The organism is Pseudomonas glycinae, assembly GCF_001594225.2.
Taxonomy (GTDB): domain Bacteria; phylum Pseudomonadota; class Gammaproteobacteria; order Pseudomonadales; family Pseudomonadaceae; genus Aquipseudomonas; species Aquipseudomonas glycinae.
This window is the reverse complement of the sequence record NZ_CP014205.2, coordinates 3,976,393-3,995,014: the sequence shown is the minus strand read 5'-3', so window position 1 is coordinate 3,995,014 and position 18,622 is coordinate 3,976,393. Positions and strand designations below refer to the sequence as shown.

Below are 18,622 nucleotides of genomic sequence, written 5' to 3'. Positions count from 1 at the left end.
CCCGGATTTTTCGTATATCCGGGCGTCATGTGCCTGCGTTAGTCTGACCGTTCCTTGCCGGCTGCCGAGCTTTCCATGCCTGACCTGCTTGACCGCTACCCGCTGACGGCGGGCACCTATCACGAACTGCTCGACGACAGCGGGGCGGTGCGCCCGCACTGGCGGCGACTGGTCGACCAATTGCAGCGCAGCACCCCGGCGCAACTGGTGCAGCGTCAGGCGTTGCTGACCCGGCAGATTCAGGAAAACGGCGTTACCTACAACGTCTATGCTGACCCCAAAGGCGCTGATCGTCCGTGGGAGCTGGATCTGCTGCCCCACGTGATCGCCGCTGACGAGTGGCAACAGTTGTCTGCCGGAATCGCCCAGCGCGCGCGGCTGCTCAATGCGGTGCTGGCGGACCTGTATGGCCCGCAGCAGTTGATCCGCGAAGGCTTGTTGCCGGCGGAGCTGGTGTTCGGCCACAACAATTTTCTCTGGCCCTGTCAGGGCATTGCGCCACCGGACGGGGCCTTTCTGCATCTGTATGCCGTGGATCTGGCGCGCACGCCGGACGGGCGCTGGTGGGTGACGGCGGATCGCACTCAGGCACCATCGGGTGCCGGGTATGCGCTGGAAAATCGCACCATCGTGTCCCGCGCCTTCCCCGAGTTGTATCGGGATCTGAAAGTGCAGCATCTGGCCGGCTTCTTCCGCACCCTGCAGGAAACTCTGGCCCGTCAGGCCCCGTGCGACGATGACGCGCCGCTGGTGGTGCTGCTCACCCCGGGGCGTTTCAACGAGAGCTATTTCGAGCACCTTTATCTCGCACGCCAGCTTGGTTATCCGCTGGTGGAGGGCGGTGACCTGACGGTGCGTGATGCCACGGTCTACCTGAAAACCCTCAGTGGCCTGCGCCGGGTGCACGCGATCATGCGCCGGCTCGACGATGACTTCTGCGATCCGCTGGAATTGCGTACGGATTCGGCGCTGGGCGTTCCCGGACTGCTGGAGGCGGTGCGTCAGGGCCGGGTGCTGGTGGCCAATGCGCTGGGCAGTGGCGTACTGGAGTCGCCGGGGCTGCTGGGGTTCCTGCCAAAGATCAATCAGTACCTGTTCGGCGAAGAGCTGATCCTGCCGTCCATCGCCACGTGGTGGTGCGGCGAAGCGCCGGTGCTGGCCCAGGCCCTGGAAAAATTGCCGGAGCTGCTGATCAAACCGGCGTTCCCGTCGCAAAGCTTTACACCGGTATTTGGTCGGGATCTGAGCGAAAAACAGCGTGAAAGTCTCGCCGCGCGCATGCAGGCACGGCCTTATGCGTATGTCGCGCAAGAACTCGCGCAGCTGTCTCAGGCGCCGATCTGGCAGCCCGAGGACGGGCAACTGCAACCCCGGGCGATCGGCATGCGCATGTACGCGGTGGCCAGTCACGACGGTTATCGGGTGTTGCCCGGTGGCCTGACCCGGGTCGCGGCCGAAGCCGATGCCGAAGTGGTGTCGATGCAGCGCGGTGGTGCGAGCAAGGACACCTGGGTGCTGGGGGATCGGCCGCCGAGCGGTGAGCAGTGGAAAGCCCAGCGCAATATCGGCGTGCCCGACCTGGTGCGACGCGATCCGTATCTGCCGTCGCGGGTGGTGGAAAACCTGTTCTGGTTCGGCCGTTACTGCGAGCGTTGCGACGACAGCGCACGGCTGTTGCGGATCATGCTCGCGCGCTACGTCGACGGCGATGACCCACAAGCCTTGCAGGCCGCTGTGGATCTGGGCGAGCGACTGATGCTGCTGCCGGACGAAGGTGAACTGCCGGAACGCTTGCTCGCGGCATTGCTCGGCGAGGACTGGTCGTTCAGCCTGCGCTCCAACCTGCAACGCTTGCAGTGGGCAGCCTCGCAGGTGCGCGGCAAGCTCTCGCGGGAGAACTGGCAGGCGTTGGTGGAGTTGCAGCGCGAGGCGACGGAACTGGATACCGACGAGCCAGACTTCGGCGAGCTGCTGGATTTTCTAAACCGGCTGGTGATGTCGCTGGCGGCGCTGTCCGGGTTTGCCCTCGACGACATGACCCGCGACGAAGGCTGGCGCTTCCTGATGATCGGCCGGCGAATCGAGCGCCTGCAATTTCTCAGCAGCAGCCTTGCGGGTTTTCTGCGCGGCGCCGGGGCGTTCGATCAGGCCGGGCTTGAGTGGTTATTGGAGCTGGGCAACAGCAGCATCACCTATCGCTCGCGTTATCTGGCGGTGGCGCAGTTGATTCCGGTGCTCGACCTGTTGCTGCTGGATGAGCAGAACCCCCATGCGGTGCTGTTCCAGTTGAAACTGGTGACTCGCACCCTCAAGCGTTTGAATGATGACTTCGGAGTGCCGAGGGAGGCAGGATTGCCGACGCTGGTCGAGCGTCTGGCGCGTTTCGATCTGAGCTGTCTGGAGAATCCGCTGTTCGGCGAACCCAGCGTGCGCGCGGCCCTCGACGGTCTGGCGGATCTGCTGCAGGAGATCGCCGACGCCAGCAGTCAGGTGTCGGATCGTCTGGCCCTGCGCCATTTCGCCCATGTCGATGATGTCAGCCAGCGCACGGTGTCCGTCTGATGAGCGCCCATTACCAGATCCTTCACGACACGTGCTATCGCTACGACAGCCCGGTGTCCCTGGCCCAGCAACTGGCGCACCTGTGGCCGCGCGAATGCGAGTGGCAGCGTTGCACCGAGCAACAACTGCTGATCAGTCCGGAGCCGACCACCCGCCGTGACGAGCAGGATGTGTTCGGCAATCCGCTGACTCGCCTCGCCTTCGAACGGCCGCACGATGAATTGCAGGTCAACGCACGGCTGACGGTGGAAGTGCTGGCGCGACCCGTGGTGGATTTCCAGCAGTCACCGGCCTGGGAGTTGACGCGCAACGCGCTGACTTACAGCAGTCAACCGCTGTCCGCCTCTTTGCTGGAAGCCTGTCGCTATCGATTCCAGTCGCCTTACGTGCATCTCAAGCGCAGCTTCGTCGAGTTCTCGGAGAGCTGTTTCCCGGCCGGCAGACCGTTGATGCTGGGTGTGCAGGCCTTGATGCAGAAGATCTTCAGCGAATTCACCTTCGACGCCGAAGCGACGCAAGTCGCGACGCCATTGGTGGAAGTGCTGGAGCGACGGCGCGGGGTCTGTCAGGACTTTGCGCATCTGATGCTTGCCTGTGTGCGCTCACGCGGGCTGGCGGCGCGTTACATCAGCGGTTACCTGCTGACCCAACCGCCACCGGGGCAGCCACGGTTGATCGGCGCCGATGCGTCCCATGCCTGGGTTTCGGTGTTTTGCCCGGTGCTGGGCTGGGTGGATTTCGATCCGACGAATAACGTGCAGCCGGCGCTGGAGCACATCACCCTGGCCTGGGGCCGGGATTTCTCCGATGTCTCGCCGTTGCGCGGGGTGATTCTGGGTGGTGGCAATCACGACCCGGAAGTTCGCGTCACTGTGTTGCCGCTGGAGGAGTGAAGATCAAATGTGGGAGCGGGCTTGCTCGCGAAAGCAATTTTTCAGTCACATCCATAGTGAATGTCACGACGCTTTCGCGAGCAAGCCCGCTCCCACAGGGATTGTGTTCTAGGTTTCAGCAATTTGCTCAGGCGTCGGGTGCCTGGTCTTTCGGTGCCTCAACATCATCATCGGTCGCCACTTCACCGTCAGGATTCAGTGCCGCTTCTTCAGCCATCTGTTTCTTGCGCTGAAGCTTTTCCTCTTTCTTCTGTTCCTTGGCCAGGTCACGTTGACGTTTGGCGAAGGAGTAATTGGGTTTGGCCATGGGCGATCCTCTGGGGTCGAAGGTGAGGTTGAGCGGCGCGTATTCTGCCCTGTATCGGTGCCCGGGGGTTAACCGGGTTTCTGGTCGACCCACTTTGGCGTGACGGTCGGCTGCCATTGATCGAGGGCTTCGAGCAGCGTTTGCGGCGATTCGCTCACTTGCAGCATGTCACGGTGTGGCGCGCGAACGAAGCCTTCGCCGACGATGTGATCGAGAAATGCAGTGAGTTTGCTGTAGAAACCGTTCACTTCCAGCAGGCCGAGCGGCTTGCCGTGGTAGCCGAGCTGGCCCCAGGTCCACACTTCGAACAGCTCTTCCAGGGTGCCGAGGCCACCGGGCAGGGCGATGAACGCATCGCTGAGTTCGGCCATCCGCGCTTTGCGCGCGTGCATGCCGTCGACCACTTCCAGGCGGGTCAGGCTCTTGTGACCGATTTCCTTGTCCATCAGGCTCTGCGGGATGATGCCGATCACTTCGCCACCGGCCGCCAGCGCAGCGTCGGCGACAATCCCCATCAGGCCGACAGCCCCGCCGCCGTAAACCAGCGTCAGCTTACGCTCGGCAATGGCGGTACCGAGGGCGATGGCCGCTTCGGTGTACGCCGGAGTGGTGCCGGCGTTGGCACCGCAAAATACACAAACGGATGTGAGAGACATGCCTTGCTCCTGTGTCGATCAGTCGCACAGGGTAAAGGCTGGCGGGTCTCGATCCAAGGACTAGACTTCGCGTTTCGGGGTTTCACAGGTGCCGCTCGCACCACAGGCGTAGGCGGCGAGCAGACTGCACAACAGGCTATTGAAGGACATGACGGATGCTCCAGATGAACGTTGAGCCCTGAAGATACGGCCCGGCCAAACGTCTGGCTGTTAGATTGTTTCGATGAGTGTCATAGCCTGAAAGTTGTATACAATTTTTGACTCAAGTCATAGGAACTTGCGAAGATTTCAGGCAGTCTTCCAACCATTCGTGTTTTTGTTAACCCTGCCTTGGAGATTCACCATGTTTTCCAAAGTTGTTGCGGTATCCCTGCTGGCGCTGGCCAGCAGCCAATTGATGGCTGCCGAGTGCAAAACCACCGTTGATTCCACCGACCAGATGTCCTTCAACACCAAGGCCATCGAAATCGACAAGAGCTGCAAGACCTTCACCGTCGAACTGACCCACTCCGGCAGCCTGCCGAAGAACGTCATGGGCCACAACCTGGTGATCAGTAAAGAAGCCGACATGCAGCCGATCGCTACCGACGGCCTGGCCGCCGGCATCGACAAGAACTACCTGAAGGACGGTGATGAGCGCGTTATCGCTCACACCAAGATCATCGGCGCCAAGGAAACCGACTCGTTGACCATCGACGTGTCCAAGCTCAAGGCTGACGAGAAGTACGGCTTCTTCTGCTCGTTCCCGGGCCACATCTCGATGATGAAAGGCACCGTGACCCTGAAGTAATTCGGTTCACGGATAACGCGAAAGGCGCCGCTGCAAGTGATTGCAGCGGCGTTTTTTCTGCTGATCAAATCTGCACCTACTACCTCATTTTTCTGATCATGGCCGTTGGTCTGAATTACCCTCGAACCTGTAATTTCTGACAGTAGACGCGAATTTCGAAGACGCCTCGAATGAGGGGGCGCTCAGATGACTGTGCGCATCCATTCCGAAAAAGGAGTTTTCGTATGACCGATCAAGAGAAATTGCCCCAGCAGCGTACGTTGGTTCAGGATCCGAACAGAAGTAATGTGACGAGCGGAACCGTCATTGAGACATTTACCAATGGCAGTGGTGAATCCATCGAAAATGGCGGGGTAAGCACAAATCCAGATTTGTCTATTGTTGGTTCCGCTGCTCCCAATCAAAAGGCGCAGCTTTTCGACAACGGTGTCCCAAAGCATTTCCCGGTAAATGTTGATCACAATCGCCACTTCAGTTTGATCATTAAAGATCAGGTAAACGGGCCGCATTCCTACACCGTGGAAACCACTGACGGGCAGGTGTCTGATCCATACATCGTTCATATGGTACTGCGCCCGCACGCCGCAATTTTGTGGATAAACGATCCCGACGGAGGCGTCATCGAAGATGGTGGAAGCACTACGTTTGTCGATATGAGCTTTGTAGGCGAGGGAGAGGCAAATACAACAGTCAGTCTTCTGGATAACGGAATTCTGGTAGCCACACTGAACATTGATGCAAATGCGCACTGGAGCGCTTTGTTGAACGGACTGTCGGTAGGGGTGCATCACTTCACAGTGGTAGGAAGCGATGGTGTTGAGTCCAGACCCTGGATCGTTGTGATCGTGAACAGCGTGACGCCAACTATTCAGTTTCTTTGGGGAGAGAGCGGGCAGTTGATTCATAACCACGAGCAGACGACTGATACATCGTTAACGGTTGTCGGTACGGCAAACCCAGGTGAAAAAGGAAAAGTAGTCGACTACGAAAAGGACCTGTCTTCATTCACGGCCGACTCGAATGGAATCTACACGGCTAAGATTTCGAATCTGGCTGAAAAGGTTCACACCATTAGAACGATAACTGCTGGTGGTGGAATCTCGTCCCCTTGGGCATTCAGGGTGGTTCCGGCAAAAGCCCGTTAAATTTGCCATTGAATCCTGTTCAAAGAAAAGCCCGCTGAGGATCACGCCTCAGCGGGCTTTTTCATTCACTCACCGATCACGGCGCAAACGGCATCACGCGTTTGTGATGAGTCTTCTTGTACGTGTTGACGATGATGTCGAACGCTTCCTGACGCACCGGCTCGCCGTGCAGGAAGGCGTCGATCTCGGCGTAGGTCACGCCGTGGGACGCCTCGTCCGGCTTGCCCGGCGACAGGTCTTCCAGATCCGCCGTCGGCACTTTTTCCACCAGCGATTCCGGTGCGCCGAAGCTGCGGGCGATGGCGCGGACCTGGTTCTTCACCAGGCCGCTCAGTGGTGCCAGATCGCAGGCGCCGTCACCGAACTTGGTGAAGAAACCCATCACCGCTTCCGCCGCATGGTCGGTGCCGATCACCAGGCCATGGGCCGCGCCGGCGATGGTGTACTGGGCGACCATGCGCATCCGCGCCTTGGTGTTGCCGAGCACGAAATCCACCGACACCGCGTGCTTGCCTTCGAAGGCTGCGACTTCGCTGGCCAGGGATTTGACCGCCGGGCCGATGTTGACGGTGTGGCGTTCGTCCGGGGCGATGAAGTCCACCGAGGCCTGGGCGTCGTGTTCATCGAACTGCACGTCATACGGCAGGCGCACGGCGATGAACTTGTAGGCCTCGTCACCAGTGCGCTCGCGCAACTCGCGCATCGCACGCTGGGCCAGAAGGCCGGCGGTCAGGGAATCGACCCCGCCGCTGATACCCAGCACCAGGGTCTTGAGTCCGGAACTGGTCAGGCAATCCTGGATGAAGCTGATGCGGCGGGCGACTTCCGCTTCGAGGGCCTGGTCATCGGCGAACGGCGGCTGAACGTTGAGCTGTTCAGCAATCTCACGCTGTACGGCTTGCATGAATTCACTCCTTGCTGGAAAGGCTGGAAACGGCAGGAACCTGGAAAACGTGTCGCAAATAGGCGACGAAATTCGGGTCTTTGCAGTGGGTCTTGCCCGGCTCGTCGGAGATCTTTGCCACCGGTTGGCCGTTGCAGGCGGTCATTTTAAGCACGATGCTCATCGGTTCGACACCCGGAATGTCACAGGTCAGGTTGGTGCCGATGCCGAAGCTGACATTGATCCGGCCGCGCAACGCACGGAAGATCTCCAGCGACTTGGGCAGGGTCAGGCTGTCGGAGAACACCAACGTCTTGCTCATCGGGTCGATGCCGAGCTTGTGATAGTGGGCGATGCATTTTTCGCCCCACAGCACCGGGTCCCCGGAATCGTGGCGCAGACCGTCGAACAGCTTGGCGAAGAACAGATCGAAATCGCCGAGGAAGGCATCGGTAGTGATGCAGTCTGTGAGGGCGATCCCCAGCAGGCCGCGGTACTCGCGAACCCAGCAATCGAGGGCGGCGATCTGGCTGTCGATCAATCGCGGGCCGAGTTGCTGGTGGGCCATGATCCACTCGTGGGCCATGGTGCCCAGCGGTTTCATGTCCAGTTCGCGGGACAGATGCACGTTGCTGGTGCCGACGAAGCGTCCGGGGAAATCGTGTTTGAGCACGTTTACCACTTCTTCCTGCACGCGGTAGGAAAACCGGCGACGTGTGCCGAAGTCGGCGACCTGCAACTGCGACAACTCTTCGGCCGAGGCGTTGGCGGTCAACCAGTCGAACTTGCGATACAGCTGTTCGCGGGCCTGTTCCAGCACCGTTTCACGGTAGCGATAGCGGTTGCGCACTTCGCTGACGATCGCCAGCAGCGGCACTTCGAACAGAATCACATGCAGCCACGGCCCGCGCAGGCGGATGAACAACTCGCCGTTCTCGATACCGGTGTGCAGGTAGCGCAGGTTGAAGCGGAACAGGCCGAGGAAACGCAGGAAGTCAGGCTTGAGGAAGCTGATGCGCTCCAGGAAACTCAACTGATCGGCGCTCAGGCTCAACTCGGCCAGACGCTCGACCTGGAAGCGGATCTCCGCCAGATACGGGCGCAGATCTTCACTGTTACGGCAACGAAACTCCCATTCGACTTCGACGTTGGGGTAGTTGTGCAGCACCGCCTGCATCATCGTCAGTTTGTAGAAGTCGGTGTCGAGCAGGTTCTGCACGATGCGATCGGCAAACACACTCTCGCTCATAACGGGGTCTCCAGGCGGGCCGCGCTCTGGCGCGGTATCAATCAATGGCGCTAGTGGCGCATATCCGGGGTGGGGATTGCCAGCGATTTTTTGACCGCCACAGATCCCTGTGGGAGCGGGCTTGCCCGCGAAAGCGTCGGCAGGATCAACATCAATGTTGCATGTGATGCCGTCTTCGCGGGCAAGTCGGACCGCCGCACCGCCGCTTCCACAGGGACTGAATACAACTTCAAACCGGACTGTCGATCTGCTCCAGCATCCACTTCACGAAATCCCGCACCTTGGGCACTTCCGCCGCGTGTTCCGGATAAGCCAGGTAATACGCATCGGTGCTGGGCATTGCATGCTGCCAGGGAATGACCAGTTTGCCGTCGGCCAATTCCTCTTCCACCAGAAACCTCGGCAGCAGGGCGACGCCGCAGCCGACCTGGGCGGCGCGGATGCACATATAAAAGGTTTCGAAGCGCGGGCCGTGGTAGCTGTGTTCGGTCTGGTAGCCCTGGCTGTCGAACCAGTCGTGCCACGCTTGCGGGCGCGAAGCATTCTGCAGCAGGACCAGATCGGTGAGTTGCGTTGGATCAGTCAACGGAGTCTCCGGCAGGCTGCTCGGCGCGCAGACCGGCACCAGTTCTTCGCCGAACAGCTTCAGGCATTCGGTGCCGGGGCGTGAGCCCTGGCCGAAATAGAACGCCAGGTCGCTGCGCCCTTGCAGCAGGTCATCGGCCTCCTGCTCGTTGCACAAGTCCAGATGGATCGATGGATGACGCAGACGCCAGCCCTTGAGGCGCGGCACCAGCCAGCGGGCGCCGAAGGTCGAGGGCGTGGAGACGCGCAGGACTTCGGTCTCGCCGCCGTAGGAACGCAGGTAATGGGTCGACATCTCGACCTGGGTCAGGATTTTTCTGACTTCCACCAGGTACAGATCGCCGGCCGGGGTCATCTGCAAACGGCGGCGCACCCGGCGGAACAACAAGTGCTGCAGCAATTCTTCAAGCTGCGCCACCTGCTTGCTGACGGCGCTCTGGGTCAGGTTCAGTTCCTCGGCGGCCCGGGTAAAACTCAGGTGCCGGGTCACGGCCTCGAAGCACTGCAACGCGGTGATCGACGGCAAGTGGCGTTTGTTCAGCATGGGCGATCCTTTTCTTGTCTTTCTGCGCAGCATGAATAAACGGAATGATATCTCGCGTAAAGGTCGTTTGTTGCCCAGCCTTCCTGACGCTACAACTAAAGGTCTGCCCGGTCGTGAAAACGCGCCCGCACACATTCAGTTTTTTGCTTGAGGAGTGACCCATGGTTGCCGCATTGCTTGATCGTCTAGGTGTGAACCCGGCCCTATACCAGAACGGCAAAGTGCCGGTGCATTCGCCCATCGACGGCAGCCGTATCGGCGCCGTGAACTGGGAAGGCCCGGCCGAAGTCGAGCAGCACATCAGTCGCGCAGATCATGCGTTCGAACATTGGCGCAAGGTGCCGGCCCCGCGTCGCGGCGAGTTGGTGCGTCAGTTCGGCGAAGTGCTGCGTGAATACAAGACCGAACTCGGCGAACTGGTGTCCTGGGAAGCGGGCAAGATCACCCAGGAAGGCCTTGGTGAAGTGCAGGAGATGATCGATATCTGCGACTTCGCCGTCGGTCTGTCTCGCCAGCTGTACGGTTTGACCATCGCCTCCGAGCGCCCGGGCCACCACATGCGTGAAACCTGGCACCCGCTGGGCGTGGTCGGCGTGATCAGTGCGTTCAACTTCCCGGTCGCGGTATGGGCGTGGAACACCACGCTGGCGCTGGTCTGCGGCAACCCGGTGGTGTGGAAGCCGTCGGAGAAAACCCCGCTGACCGCGCTGGCCTGTCAGGCGCTGTTCGAACGCGTACTGAAGAATTTCAGCGATGCCCCGGCGCACCTGAGCCAGGTGATCATCGGTGGTCGTGATGCCGGCGAAGCGCTGGTCGATGACCCGCGTGTCGCGCTGATCAGTGCCACCGGCAGCACCCGCATGGGCCGCGAAGTGGCGCCGAAAGTCGCCGCACGCTTCGCCCGCAGCATCCTCGAACTGGGCGGCAACAACGCGATGATCCTCGGCCCGAGCGCCGATCTGGACATGGCCGTGCGCGCCATTCTGTTCAGCGCCGTCGGCACCGCCGGCCAGCGTTGCACCACCTTGCGTCGCCTGATCGCCCATGAATCGGTGAAAGAAGAAATCGTCACCCGCCTGAAAGCTGCGTACTCCAAAGTCCGTATCGGTCACCCACTGGAGGGCAACCTGATCGGCCCGCTGATCGACAAACACAGCTTCGAAAACATGCAGGACGCGCTGGAGCAGGCGCTGAGCGAGGGCGGTCGGGTGTTCGGCGGCAAGCGCCAACTGGAAGATCAATTCCCTAACGCCTACTACGTGTCGCCGGCCATCGTTGAAATGCCGGAGCAGAGCGACGTGGTGTGCAGCGAGACCTTCGCGCCGATCCTGTACGTGGTCGGTTACAGCGATTTCGAAGAGGCGCTGCGCCTGAACAATGCCGTGCCGCAAGGGTTGTCGTCGTGCATCTTCACCACCGATGTGCGCGAGGCCGAGAAATTCATGTCGGCTGTCGGCAGTGACTGCGGCATCGCCAACGTCAACATCGGCCCGAGCGGCGCGGAAATCGGCGGCGCGTTCGGTGGCGAGAAAGAAACCGGTGGCGGTCGTGAGTCGGGTTCGGATGCATGGCGCGCGTATATGCGTCGGCAGACCAATACCGTGAACTACTCGCTGGAATTGCCGCTGGCGCAGGGCATTACCTTCGATTGACAGTTTTCTCAAAGCTATTGATCGTTCCCACGCTCTGCGTGGGAATGCTGCACCGAACGCTCCGCGTTCGCTTTCGGGACGCAGAGCGTCCCTGACGGCGTTACTACGCAGAGCGTGGGAACGATCTTTTAGGTGTGTTTGGCAGGTTTCTGTTGGAGCTTGGCAATGCCGTTACGCGAAGAATGTCTGTGGGAAAAACTCACGCCGCAACGACCGGATAACACGGCGCTCAGGGGCGAGGTCAAAGTCGATGTCTGCGTGATCGGCGCCGGGTTCACCGGGTTGTCGGCGGCGCTGCATCTGCTGGAGAAAGGCAAAAGTGTCTGCGTGCTCGAAGCCCATCGCGCCGGGCATGGTGGCTCCGGGCGCAACGTCGGGCTGGTCAACGCCGGGATGTGGATTCCGCCGGACGAGATCGAAGCCGGCTTCGGCGAGGCGGTCGGCAGCCAGCTCAACCGCATGCTCGGTGCGGCGCCGGCGCTGGTGTTCAGCCTTGTGGATAAATACAGCATCGATTGCCAGTTGCGCCGCGAAGGCACCCTGCACATGGCGCACAACGCCAAGGGTGAGGCGGATCTGCGCAGTCGCGAAGAACAGTGGAAACGCCGCGGTGCACCGGTCGAACTGCTGACCGGCAAGGCCTGTGAACAAGCGACCGGTACACAGAAGATTGCCGCCGCATTGCTCGACCGGCGCGCCGGTACGCTCAATCCGATGGCGTATGTCACCGGGCTGGCCAACGCTGTAATGAGCCTTGGCGGGCAGATGTTCGATCACTCGCCGGTCGCGCGTCTTGAACGCCAGGGGCCGAAATGGTCGGTGCAGACCGAGAAGGGTTCGGTGCTCGCCGAACAGGTGGTTATCGCTTCCAACGCCTACACCGAAGGCGACTGGACCGAACTCAAGCGCAATTTCTTCCCCGGTTACTACTATCAGGTCGCTTCGGTGCCGCTCACCGAAGACGCCGCTCAGGAAATCCTCCCGGGCGGGCAGGGCTCTTGGGATACCCGCCAGGTGCTGAGCAGCATCCGCCGCGACAAGGACGGGCGTCTGTTGCTGGGCAGCCTCGGCAACGGCAATCAGAAACCGACCTGGTTCCTCAAGGCCTGGGCCGACCGGGTGCAGCAGCATTACTTCCCCAATCTCAAGCCTGTGGAATGGGAATGCACCTGGACCGGGCGCATCGCGTTCACTCCCGATCATTTGATGCGCCTGTTCGAGCCCGCGCCGGGACTGGTGGCCGTCACCGGTTACAACGGTCGGGGCGTGACAACCGGCACTGTGGTCGGCAAGGCCTTCGCCGATTACCTGTGTAACGGAAATCCTCAGGCATTGCCGATTCCCTTCGCCCCGATGCAGCCGCTGGCGGGGGTGGGCTTGCGCAGTTGTCTGTACGAGGCCGGGTTCTCGCTGTATCACGCGGGCCAGTGCCTGCGGATCGTCATCTGAGTGTTGAAATATGTTGCCGGAAGCGGCGCTTTTCGATGTAGCGACTAGCCTGTAATGGTGCGGGTTGTAGCAGTCCCGCACCAGCAGTGTGCAGTTCGGTGACGCGGGCTGTTACAGGCTGGTTGCACGTCGTTTGGCGCCGCGGTTGCAATGATGGCGCGTGCGGGTTGCGCCTGAAAAAATAATTGGTTTCACCTTCCGCGGTTTAGACGGTTGCACGCCCAATGAAAACGGGAACGAAACAGTCGAAATAACAAGAAAGCAGCGACTTTTTGAAGAATAAAAAACCGATGGCACGGCCCTTGCTCTGAGCATTCAAGTGAAGTCGCAGTGCCAACTAAAAAAAACCTTGGAGCACCACCTCATGTCCCAGACGTTTTACAAGAAAGGCTTTCTGGCCCTCGCAGTGGCTACTGCGCTGGGTGTTTCTGCGTTTGCACAAGCTGATGTGAAAATCGGTGTGGCGGGTCCGATGACGGGCGCCAACGCGGCATTTGGCGAGCAATACATGAAAGGGGCACAAGCGGCGGCCGACGCGGTCAACGCGGCGGGCGGCGTCAACGGGGAGAAAATCGTCCTGGTCAAGGGCGATGACGCTTGCGAGCCGAAACAGGCGGTGACGGTCGCCAAGGACCTCACCAACCAGAAAGTCGCCGGTGTGGTCGGCCACTTCTGCTCGTCCTCGACCATTCCTGCGTCGGAGATCTACGACGAAGCCGGCATCATCGCCATCACTCCGGGTTCCACCAACCCACAAGTGACCGAGCGCGGCCTGAGCGCCATGTTCCGTATGTGCGGCCGTGACGACCAGCAGGGCATCGTTGCCGGCGATTACATCGTCGACGTGCTCAAGGGCAAGAAAGTCGTCGTGCTGCACGACAAGGACACCTACGGTCAGGGCCTGGCCGATGCGACCAAGGCTCAACTGGAAAAACGCGGCGTTAAGCCGGTGCTGTACGAAGGCCTGACCCGTGGCGAGAAAGACTTCAGCACAATCGTCACCAAGATCCGTGGCGCCGGTGCCGATGTCGTCTACTTCGGTGGCCTGCACCCGGAAGCCGGCCCGCTGGTTCGCCAACTGCGTGAACAAGGCCTGAAAGACGTCAAGTTCATGTCCGATGACGGTATCGTGACCGACGAACTGGTGACCACCGCCGGTGGCCCGCAATTCGTCGACGGCGTGCTGATGACCTTCGGTGCCGACCCACGCCTGCTGCCAGACAGCAAGACCGTGGTAGATGCATTCCGCAAGGCTGGCACCGAGCCTGAAGGCTACACCCTGTACGCCTATGCATCGGTTCAGGCCCTGGCCGCCGCCTTCAACGGCGCCAAGTCGAACAAGGGCGAGGAGGCCGCTGCCTGGCTGAAGAAGAACCCGGTCAAGACCGTCATGGGCGAGAAGACCTGGGATTCCAAAGGCGACCTGAAGGTCTCCGACTACGTGGTCTACCAGTGGGACAAGGACGGCAAATATCACCAGCTGGAAAAACAGAAATAACGGCACCTGATCAACCGGACGCCACATTCCCTGTGGGAGCGGGCTTGCCCGCGATGACGGCCTGACAGTCGACAACTTTGTTGAATGTTCTACCGCTATCGCTGGCAAGCCAGCTCCCACAAGGGGGCTGCGGTTTCCTGTCTGACATTGCTCCGACGTAAATCTGTATTTTTCCTAGAAGAACCGCGCGCCTCAGGGTGTGCAGGTTCTCACTGCGTGAGATTGCGTTATGGATGGTATTTTCCTGCAGCAACTGGTCAACGGCCTGACCCTCGGGTCGGTCTATGGCCTGATCGCCATCGGCTACACAATGGTCTACGGCATCATCGGCATGATCAACTTCGCCCACGGCGAGGTTTACATGATTTCTGCTTACCTGGCGGCAATCAGTCTGGCTCTGCTGGCTTACTTCGGTATTGAATCCTTCCCGCTGCTGATGCTCGGCACCCTGGTATTCACCATCGTGATCACGGCGGTGTATGGCTGGGTCATCGAGCGAGTCGCTTACAAACCCCTGCGCAACTCCACCCGACTGGCACCGTTGATCAGCGCCATCGGCATCTCCCTGATTCTGCAAAACTACGCACAGATCGCCCAAGGCGCCAAACAACAGGGCGTACCCACGCTGCTGACCGGTGCATGGCGTGTCGAAGTCGGTACCGGCTTCGTGCAGCTGACCTACACCAAAGTCTTCATCCTGGTGGCCGCATTCGTCGGCATGGGCCTGCTGACCTATGTCATCAAGTACACCAAGCTCGGGCGCATGTGCCGTGCGACCCAGCAGGACCGCAAAATGGCTTCGATCCTCGGCATCAACACCGACCGGGTCATTTCCTACGTGTTCATCATCGGTGCGGCCATGGCGGCGTTGGCCGGCGTGCTGATCACCATGAACTACGGCACCTTCGACTTCTATGCCGGCTTCATCATCGGCATCAAGGCATTTACTGCGGCAGTACTGGGCGGGATCGGTTCGCTGCCTGGCGCCATGCTCGGCGGGATCATCCTCGGGATCTCCGAGTCGCTGTTCTCGGGCCTGGTCAACTCCGACTACAAAGACGTGTTCAGCTTCTCGCTGCTCGTACTTGTTCTGGTCTTCCGGCCTCAGGGCCTGCTGGGCCGTCCTCTTGTGTCGAAGGTGTAAGCGATGTCTTCAACCACTGCAAAATCCATCGATGTCAAAAAAAGCCTGGTTGAGGCGATTCTCGCCGGACTGATCGCCCTGATCGTGTTCGGGCCGATTGTCGGCGTGGTACTCGACGGCTACAGCTTCAACCTCGAACCGACCCGCGTGGCGTGGATCATTGCCATCGTCATGGCCGGCCGCTTTGCCCTCAGTCTGTTCCTGCAAACCCCGAAAGGCCTGCGCATTCTCGACGGATTCGAGAGCACCGGTTCCGGCGTGCATGTGCTGCCCCCGGACTACAAATCGCGCCTGCGCTGGATCATCCCGCTGATGATCGCCATCGCCGTAGCGTTGCCGTTCTTCTCCAACTCCTACCTGCTGGGTGTGGTCATCCTCGGACTGATCTACGTGCTGCTGGGGCTGGGACTGAACATCGTGGTCGGTCTGGCCGGCCTGCTCGACCTGGGTTACGTGGCGTTCTACGCCATCGGCGCCTACGGTCTGGCGCTCGGGTATCAGTACCTCGGGCTGGGCTTCTGGACCGTGCTGCCGCTGGCGGCGATCACCGCCGGCCTTGCCGGTTGCATCCTCGGTTTCCCGGTGCTGCGCCTGCACGGCGACTACCTGGCGATCGTGACCCTGGGCTTCGGTGAAATCATTCGTCTGGTGCTCAACAACTGGCTGTCCCTGACCGGCGGCCCGAACGGCATGCCGGCACCACTGCCGACCTTCTTCGGTCTGGAATTCGGCAAGCGAGCGAAGGATGGCGGGGTGCCGTTTCACGAGTTCTTCGGCATCGCCTACAACCCGGACGTGAAGTACTACTTCATCTATGCGGTGCTGTTCCTGGTGGTACTGGCCGTGCTGTACATCAAGCATCGTCTGGTGAAGATGCCGGTTGGCCGCGCCTGGGAAGCCCTGCGTGAAGACGAGATCGCCTGCCGCTCGATGGGCCTCAACCACGTGCTGGTCAAACTCTCGGCGTTCACCATCGGTGCATCCACCGCCGGTCTGGCGGGGGTGTTCTTCGCCACCTATCAAGGCTTCGTCAACCCGACCTCGTTCACTTTCTTCGAGTCGGCGCTGATCCTCGCCATCGTCGTGCTCGGCGGCATGGGCTCGACCATCGGTGTGGTGATCGCAGCGTTCGTGCTGACCGTCGCCCCGGAACTGCTGCGCGGCTTCGCCGAATACCGCGTGTTGCTGTTCGGCATCCTGATGGTGTTGATGATGATCTGGCGACCTCGCGGGCTGATCCGCATCAGCCGTACCGGGGTCACTCCACGCAAAGGTGCCATTCACTATGAGAGGACTGCGCCATGAGTGAAGTCGTACTCTCTGTTGAAAAACTGATGATGCACTTCGGTGGCATCAAGGCCCTGAGCGACGTCAGCCTGAAGGTCAAACGCAACTCGATCTTCGCCCTGATCGGCCCCAACGGCGCCGGCAAGACCACGGTGTTCAACTGCCTGACCGGGTTCTACAAGGCCTCCGGCGGCAAGATCGAGCTCAACGTGCGCGGCAAGCAGACCAACGTCATCCAGTTGCTCGGCGAGTCGTTCAAACCGACCGATTTCGTTTCGCCGAAGTCGTTCCTCAGTCGTATGTACTACAAGATGTTCGGCGGCACCCACCTGGTGAACCGTGCAGGACTGGCCCGGACGTTCCAGAACATTCGCCTGTTCAAGGAAATGTCGGTGCTGGAAAACCTGCTGGTGGCTCAGCACATGTGGGTCAACCGCAACATGCTGGCCGGCATCCTTAACACCAAGGGTTACCGCAAGGCTGAAAGCGACGCGCTGGACTGCGCGTTCTACTGGCTGGAAGTGGTGGATCTGGTGGACTGCGCCAACCGTCTGGCCGGTGAACTGTCCTACGGCCAACAGCGCCGTCTGGAAATCGCCCGGGCCATGTGCACGCGGCCGCAGATCATCTGCCTCGACGAACCGGCCGCCGGCCTCAACCCTCAGGAAACCGAAGCGCTGAGCGCGATGATCCGGCTGCTGCGCGACGAGCACGATCTGACCGTGGTGCTGATCGAACACGACATGGGCATGGTAATGAGCATTTCCGATCACATCGTGGTGCTGGACCACGGCATCGTCATCGCCGAGGGCGGACCGGATGCCATCCGTAACGATCCGAAAGTGATCGCTGCTTATCTGGGCGCCGACGAAGAGGAAGTCGTATGACGCAACCCATCCTCGAACTCAAGGATCTGGACGTGTTCTACGGCCCGATCCAGGCCCTCAAAGGCGTTTCGCTGCAGATCAACGAAGGAGAAACCGTCAGCCTGATCGGCTCCAACGGTGCCGGCAAATCCACCCTGTTGATGTCGATCTTCGGCCAGCCACGGGCGGCGGGCGGGCAGATTCTCTATCAAGGCGTGGACATTACCCACAAGTCATCGCACTACATCGCCTCTAACGGCATCGCGCAGTCGCCGGAAGGGCGGCGGGTGTTCCCCGACATGACCGTCGAGGAAAACCTGCTGATGGGCACCATTCCGATCGGCGACAAGTACGCCAAGGAAGACATGCAGCGCATGTTCGAGCTGTTCCCGCGGCTCGAAGAGCGCCGTAATCAGCGGGCCATGACCATGTCCGGGGGCGAGCAGCAGATGCTCGCCATCGCCCGGGCGCTCATGAGCCGGCCCAAGCTGTTGCTGTTGGACGAACCGAGTCTGGGTCTGGCGCCGATCGTGGTGAAACAGATCTTCGCCACCCTGCGGGAACTGGCGAAAACCGGCATGACCATTTTCCTCGTCGAGCAGAATGCCAACCATGCGTTGAAACTGTCCGACCGGGCGTACGTGATGGTCAACGGCGAGATCCGCCTGACGGGCACCGGTCAGGAACTGTTGGTGAACGAGGAGGTGCGTAACGCTTACCTCGGCGGTCACTGATCGTTTGAAGTTGTCCACAAGCCCCGATGCGTGAGTGTCGGGGCTTTTTTGCTTCTGCTCGGTCACTGAAAACCAGGACTTTCGGGAAATTGTGGAAAACAAAATTCTCAACCTGCCAAAGCGCGACATATAGACGCTGCAAATGGCTGTTTTTCCACAGTTTTGACTTGTCCCCGTTTGCTGTGGAGCTGGCTGTGAATAACGTGGGTGTAGCTGGCTGAAAGCCTTTTAAACCGTGGCGTGCAGCGCTGTGGTTGTTTTTTGATCAGTGTGTTTTCGCTGAGGGTAAGGCCCGTTTGTCAACCTTTTTATGGGGGCGCAAAACCGCGCGGATGGCTGTGGTCAATCCTGTGGATAAGTCTGTGATTAAACTCTGGA

16 protein-coding genes are annotated in these 18,622 nt (G+C 60.2%); 11 read left to right on the top strand and 5 right to left on the bottom strand.

Annotated elements, in window-relative coordinates; translation table 11 throughout:
* The first annotated feature begins 75 nt into the window (after window positions 1-75).
* Window positions 76-2,562, top strand: a complete 2,487-nt coding sequence (locus tag AWU82_RS18220) for a circularly permuted type 2 ATP-grasp protein (protein ID WP_064379111.1) — start codon at window positions 76-78, stop codon at window positions 2,560-2,562.
* Window positions 2,562-3,455 carry a transglutaminase family protein gene (locus tag AWU82_RS18215; RefSeq protein ID WP_064379112.1) on the top strand — a complete coding sequence of 298 codons (894 nt, stop codon included), beginning with the start codon at window positions 2,562-2,564 and terminating at the stop codon, window positions 3,453-3,455. Before AWU82_RS18220 ends, AWU82_RS18215 begins: the two co-directional genes overlap by 1 nt.
* Window positions 3,456-3,582: 127 nt before the next feature.
* On the opposite strand, the gene AWU82_RS18210 is transcribed toward AWU82_RS18215, so the two are convergent.
* Together AWU82_RS18210 and AWU82_RS18205 are read right to left on the bottom strand one after the other, a co-directional pair.
* Window positions 3,583-3,762 carry a hypothetical protein gene (locus AWU82_RS18210; RefSeq protein WP_007950694.1) on the bottom strand — a complete coding sequence of 60 codons (180 nt, stop codon included), beginning with the start codon at window positions 3,760-3,762 and terminating at the stop codon, window positions 3,583-3,585.
* 68 nt (window positions 3,763-3,830) lie between these two features.
* Window positions 3,831-4,418, bottom strand: a complete 588-nt coding sequence (locus AWU82_RS18205; RefSeq protein WP_064379113.1) for a cytokinin riboside 5'-monophosphate phosphoribohydrolase — start codon at window positions 4,416-4,418, stop codon at window positions 3,831-3,833.
* A 343-nt stretch (window positions 4,419-4,761) separates the two neighbouring features.
* On the opposite strand from AWU82_RS18205, the gene azu reads away from it, so the two are divergent.
* A complete protein-coding gene (gene azu, locus AWU82_RS18200) occupies window positions 4,762-5,208 on the top strand; it encodes an azurin (RefSeq protein WP_007950684.1) in 447 nt (148 codons plus the stop codon).
* Window positions 5,209-5,432: 224 nt separating this feature from the next.
* A complete protein-coding gene (locus AWU82_RS18195) occupies window positions 5,433-6,353 on the top strand; it encodes a hypothetical protein (RefSeq protein ID WP_064379114.1) in 921 nt (306 codons plus the stop codon).
* Between the two features lie 76 nt (window positions 6,354-6,429).
* Here the strand turns inward: AWU82_RS18195 and nadE are convergent, their stop codons facing one another.
* The 3 genes from nadE to AWU82_RS18180 all read right to left on the bottom strand — a co-directional run bounded on the left by nadE (window position 6,430) and on the right by AWU82_RS18180 (window position 9,614).
* Entirely contained in the window at window positions 6,430-7,257 is an 828-nt protein-coding gene (gene nadE / locus AWU82_RS18190) for an NAD(+) synthase (protein ID WP_064379115.1), read from the bottom strand.
* A gap of 4 nt (window positions 7,258-7,261) precedes the next feature.
* The gene (pncB, locus tag AWU82_RS18185) at window positions 7,262-8,485 is read right to left on the bottom strand and encodes a nicotinate phosphoribosyltransferase (RefSeq protein ID WP_011332202.1); all 1,224 of its coding nucleotides are present in this window, start codon (window positions 8,483-8,485) and stop codon (window positions 7,262-7,264) included.
* 229 nt (window positions 8,486-8,714) lie between these two features.
* Complete coding sequence (locus tag AWU82_RS18180; RefSeq protein WP_064379116.1) at window positions 8,715-9,614, bottom strand: LysR family transcriptional regulator; 900 nt, start codon at window positions 9,612-9,614, stop codon at window positions 8,715-8,717.
* 161 nt (window positions 9,615-9,775) lie between these two features.
* On the opposite strand from AWU82_RS18180, the gene amaB reads away from it, so the two are divergent.
* The 7 genes from amaB to AWU82_RS18145 all read left to right on the top strand — a co-directional run bounded on the left by amaB (window position 9,776) and on the right by AWU82_RS18145 (window position 18,244).
* Window positions 9,776-11,266, top strand: coding sequence for an L-piperidine-6-carboxylate dehydrogenase (gene amaB, locus AWU82_RS18175; RefSeq protein WP_064379117.1), 1,491 nt, complete (start codon window positions 9,776-9,778; stop codon window positions 11,264-11,266).
* A 165-nt stretch (window positions 11,267-11,431) separates the two neighbouring features.
* Window positions 11,432-12,715 carry an L-pipecolate oxidase gene (amaA, locus tag AWU82_RS18170; RefSeq protein WP_064379118.1) on the top strand — a complete coding sequence of 428 codons (1,284 nt, stop codon included), beginning with the start codon at window positions 11,432-11,434 and terminating at the stop codon, window positions 12,713-12,715.
* A gap of 364 nt (window positions 12,716-13,079) precedes the next feature.
* Window positions 13,080-14,213: an ABC transporter substrate-binding protein gene (locus tag AWU82_RS18165; RefSeq protein ID WP_011332206.1), complete on the top strand. Its 1,134-nt coding sequence runs from the start codon at window positions 13,080-13,082 to the stop codon at window positions 14,211-14,213.
* A gap of 229 nt (window positions 14,214-14,442) precedes the next feature.
* Entirely contained in the window at window positions 14,443-15,357 is a 915-nt protein-coding gene (locus AWU82_RS18160; RefSeq protein ID WP_039766704.1) for an ABC transporter permease subunit, read from the top strand.
* Window positions 15,358-15,360: 3 nt separating this feature from the next.
* Complete coding sequence (locus AWU82_RS18155; RefSeq protein ID WP_064379119.1) at window positions 15,361-16,662, top strand: high-affinity branched-chain amino acid ABC transporter permease LivM; 1,302 nt, start codon at window positions 15,361-15,363, stop codon at window positions 16,660-16,662.
* On the top strand, window positions 16,659-17,531 hold the full coding sequence (locus AWU82_RS18150) for an ABC transporter ATP-binding protein (RefSeq protein WP_064379120.1): 873 nt from the start codon (window positions 16,659-16,661) through the stop codon (window positions 17,529-17,531). Before AWU82_RS18155 ends, AWU82_RS18150 begins: the two co-directional genes overlap by 4 nt.
* Window positions 17,528-18,244 (top strand): ABC transporter ATP-binding protein, encoded by a 717-nt coding sequence (locus AWU82_RS18145; RefSeq protein WP_011332208.1) that lies wholly within the window; start codon window positions 17,528-17,530, stop codon window positions 18,242-18,244. Before AWU82_RS18150 ends, AWU82_RS18145 begins: the two co-directional genes overlap by 4 nt.
* Window positions 18,245-18,622 lie beyond the last annotated feature (378 nt).

What these genes read in the sequence shown, in the direction of transcription:
- AWU82_RS18220 (WP_064379111.1), top strand. Translation starts at nt 76, where the DNA reads ATGCCTGACCTGCTTGACCGCTACCCGCTGACGGCGGGCACCTATCAC.
- AWU82_RS18215 (WP_064379112.1), top strand. Translation starts at nt 2,562, where the DNA reads ATGAGCGCCCATTACCAGATCCTTCACGACACGTGCTATCGCTACGAC.
- AWU82_RS18210 (WP_007950694.1), bottom strand. Translation starts at nt 3,762, where the DNA reads ATGGCCAAACCCAATTACTCCTTCGCCAAACGTCAACGTGACCTGGCC.
- AWU82_RS18205 (WP_064379113.1), bottom strand. Translation starts at nt 4,418, where the DNA reads ATGTCTCTCACATCCGTTTGTGTATTTTGCGGTGCCAACGCCGGCACC.
- azu (WP_007950684.1), top strand. Translation starts at nt 4,762, where the DNA reads ATGTTTTCCAAAGTTGTTGCGGTATCCCTGCTGGCGCTGGCCAGCAGC.
- AWU82_RS18195 (WP_064379114.1), top strand. Translation starts at nt 5,433, where the DNA reads ATGACCGATCAAGAGAAATTGCCCCAGCAGCGTACGTTGGTTCAGGAT.
- nadE (WP_064379115.1), bottom strand. Translation starts at nt 7,257, where the DNA reads ATGCAAGCCGTACAGCGTGAGATTGCTGAACAGCTCAACGTTCAGCCG.
- pncB (WP_011332202.1), bottom strand. Translation starts at nt 8,485, where the DNA reads ATGAGCGAGAGTGTGTTTGCCGATCGCATCGTGCAGAACCTGCTCGAC.
- AWU82_RS18180 (WP_064379116.1), bottom strand. Translation starts at nt 9,614, where the DNA reads ATGCTGAACAAACGCCACTTGCCGTCGATCACCGCGTTGCAGTGCTTC.
- amaB (WP_064379117.1), top strand. Translation starts at nt 9,776, where the DNA reads ATGGTTGCCGCATTGCTTGATCGTCTAGGTGTGAACCCGGCCCTATAC.
- amaA (WP_064379118.1), top strand. Translation starts at nt 11,432, where the DNA reads ATGCCGTTACGCGAAGAATGTCTGTGGGAAAAACTCACGCCGCAACGA.
- AWU82_RS18165 (WP_011332206.1), top strand. Translation starts at nt 13,080, where the DNA reads ATGTCCCAGACGTTTTACAAGAAAGGCTTTCTGGCCCTCGCAGTGGCT.
- AWU82_RS18160 (WP_039766704.1), top strand. Translation starts at nt 14,443, where the DNA reads ATGGATGGTATTTTCCTGCAGCAACTGGTCAACGGCCTGACCCTCGGG.
- AWU82_RS18155 (WP_064379119.1), top strand. Translation starts at nt 15,361, where the DNA reads ATGTCTTCAACCACTGCAAAATCCATCGATGTCAAAAAAAGCCTGGTT.
- AWU82_RS18150 (WP_064379120.1), top strand. Translation starts at nt 16,659, where the DNA reads ATGAGTGAAGTCGTACTCTCTGTTGAAAAACTGATGATGCACTTCGGT.
- AWU82_RS18145 (WP_011332208.1), top strand. Translation starts at nt 17,528, where the DNA reads ATGACGCAACCCATCCTCGAACTCAAGGATCTGGACGTGTTCTACGGC.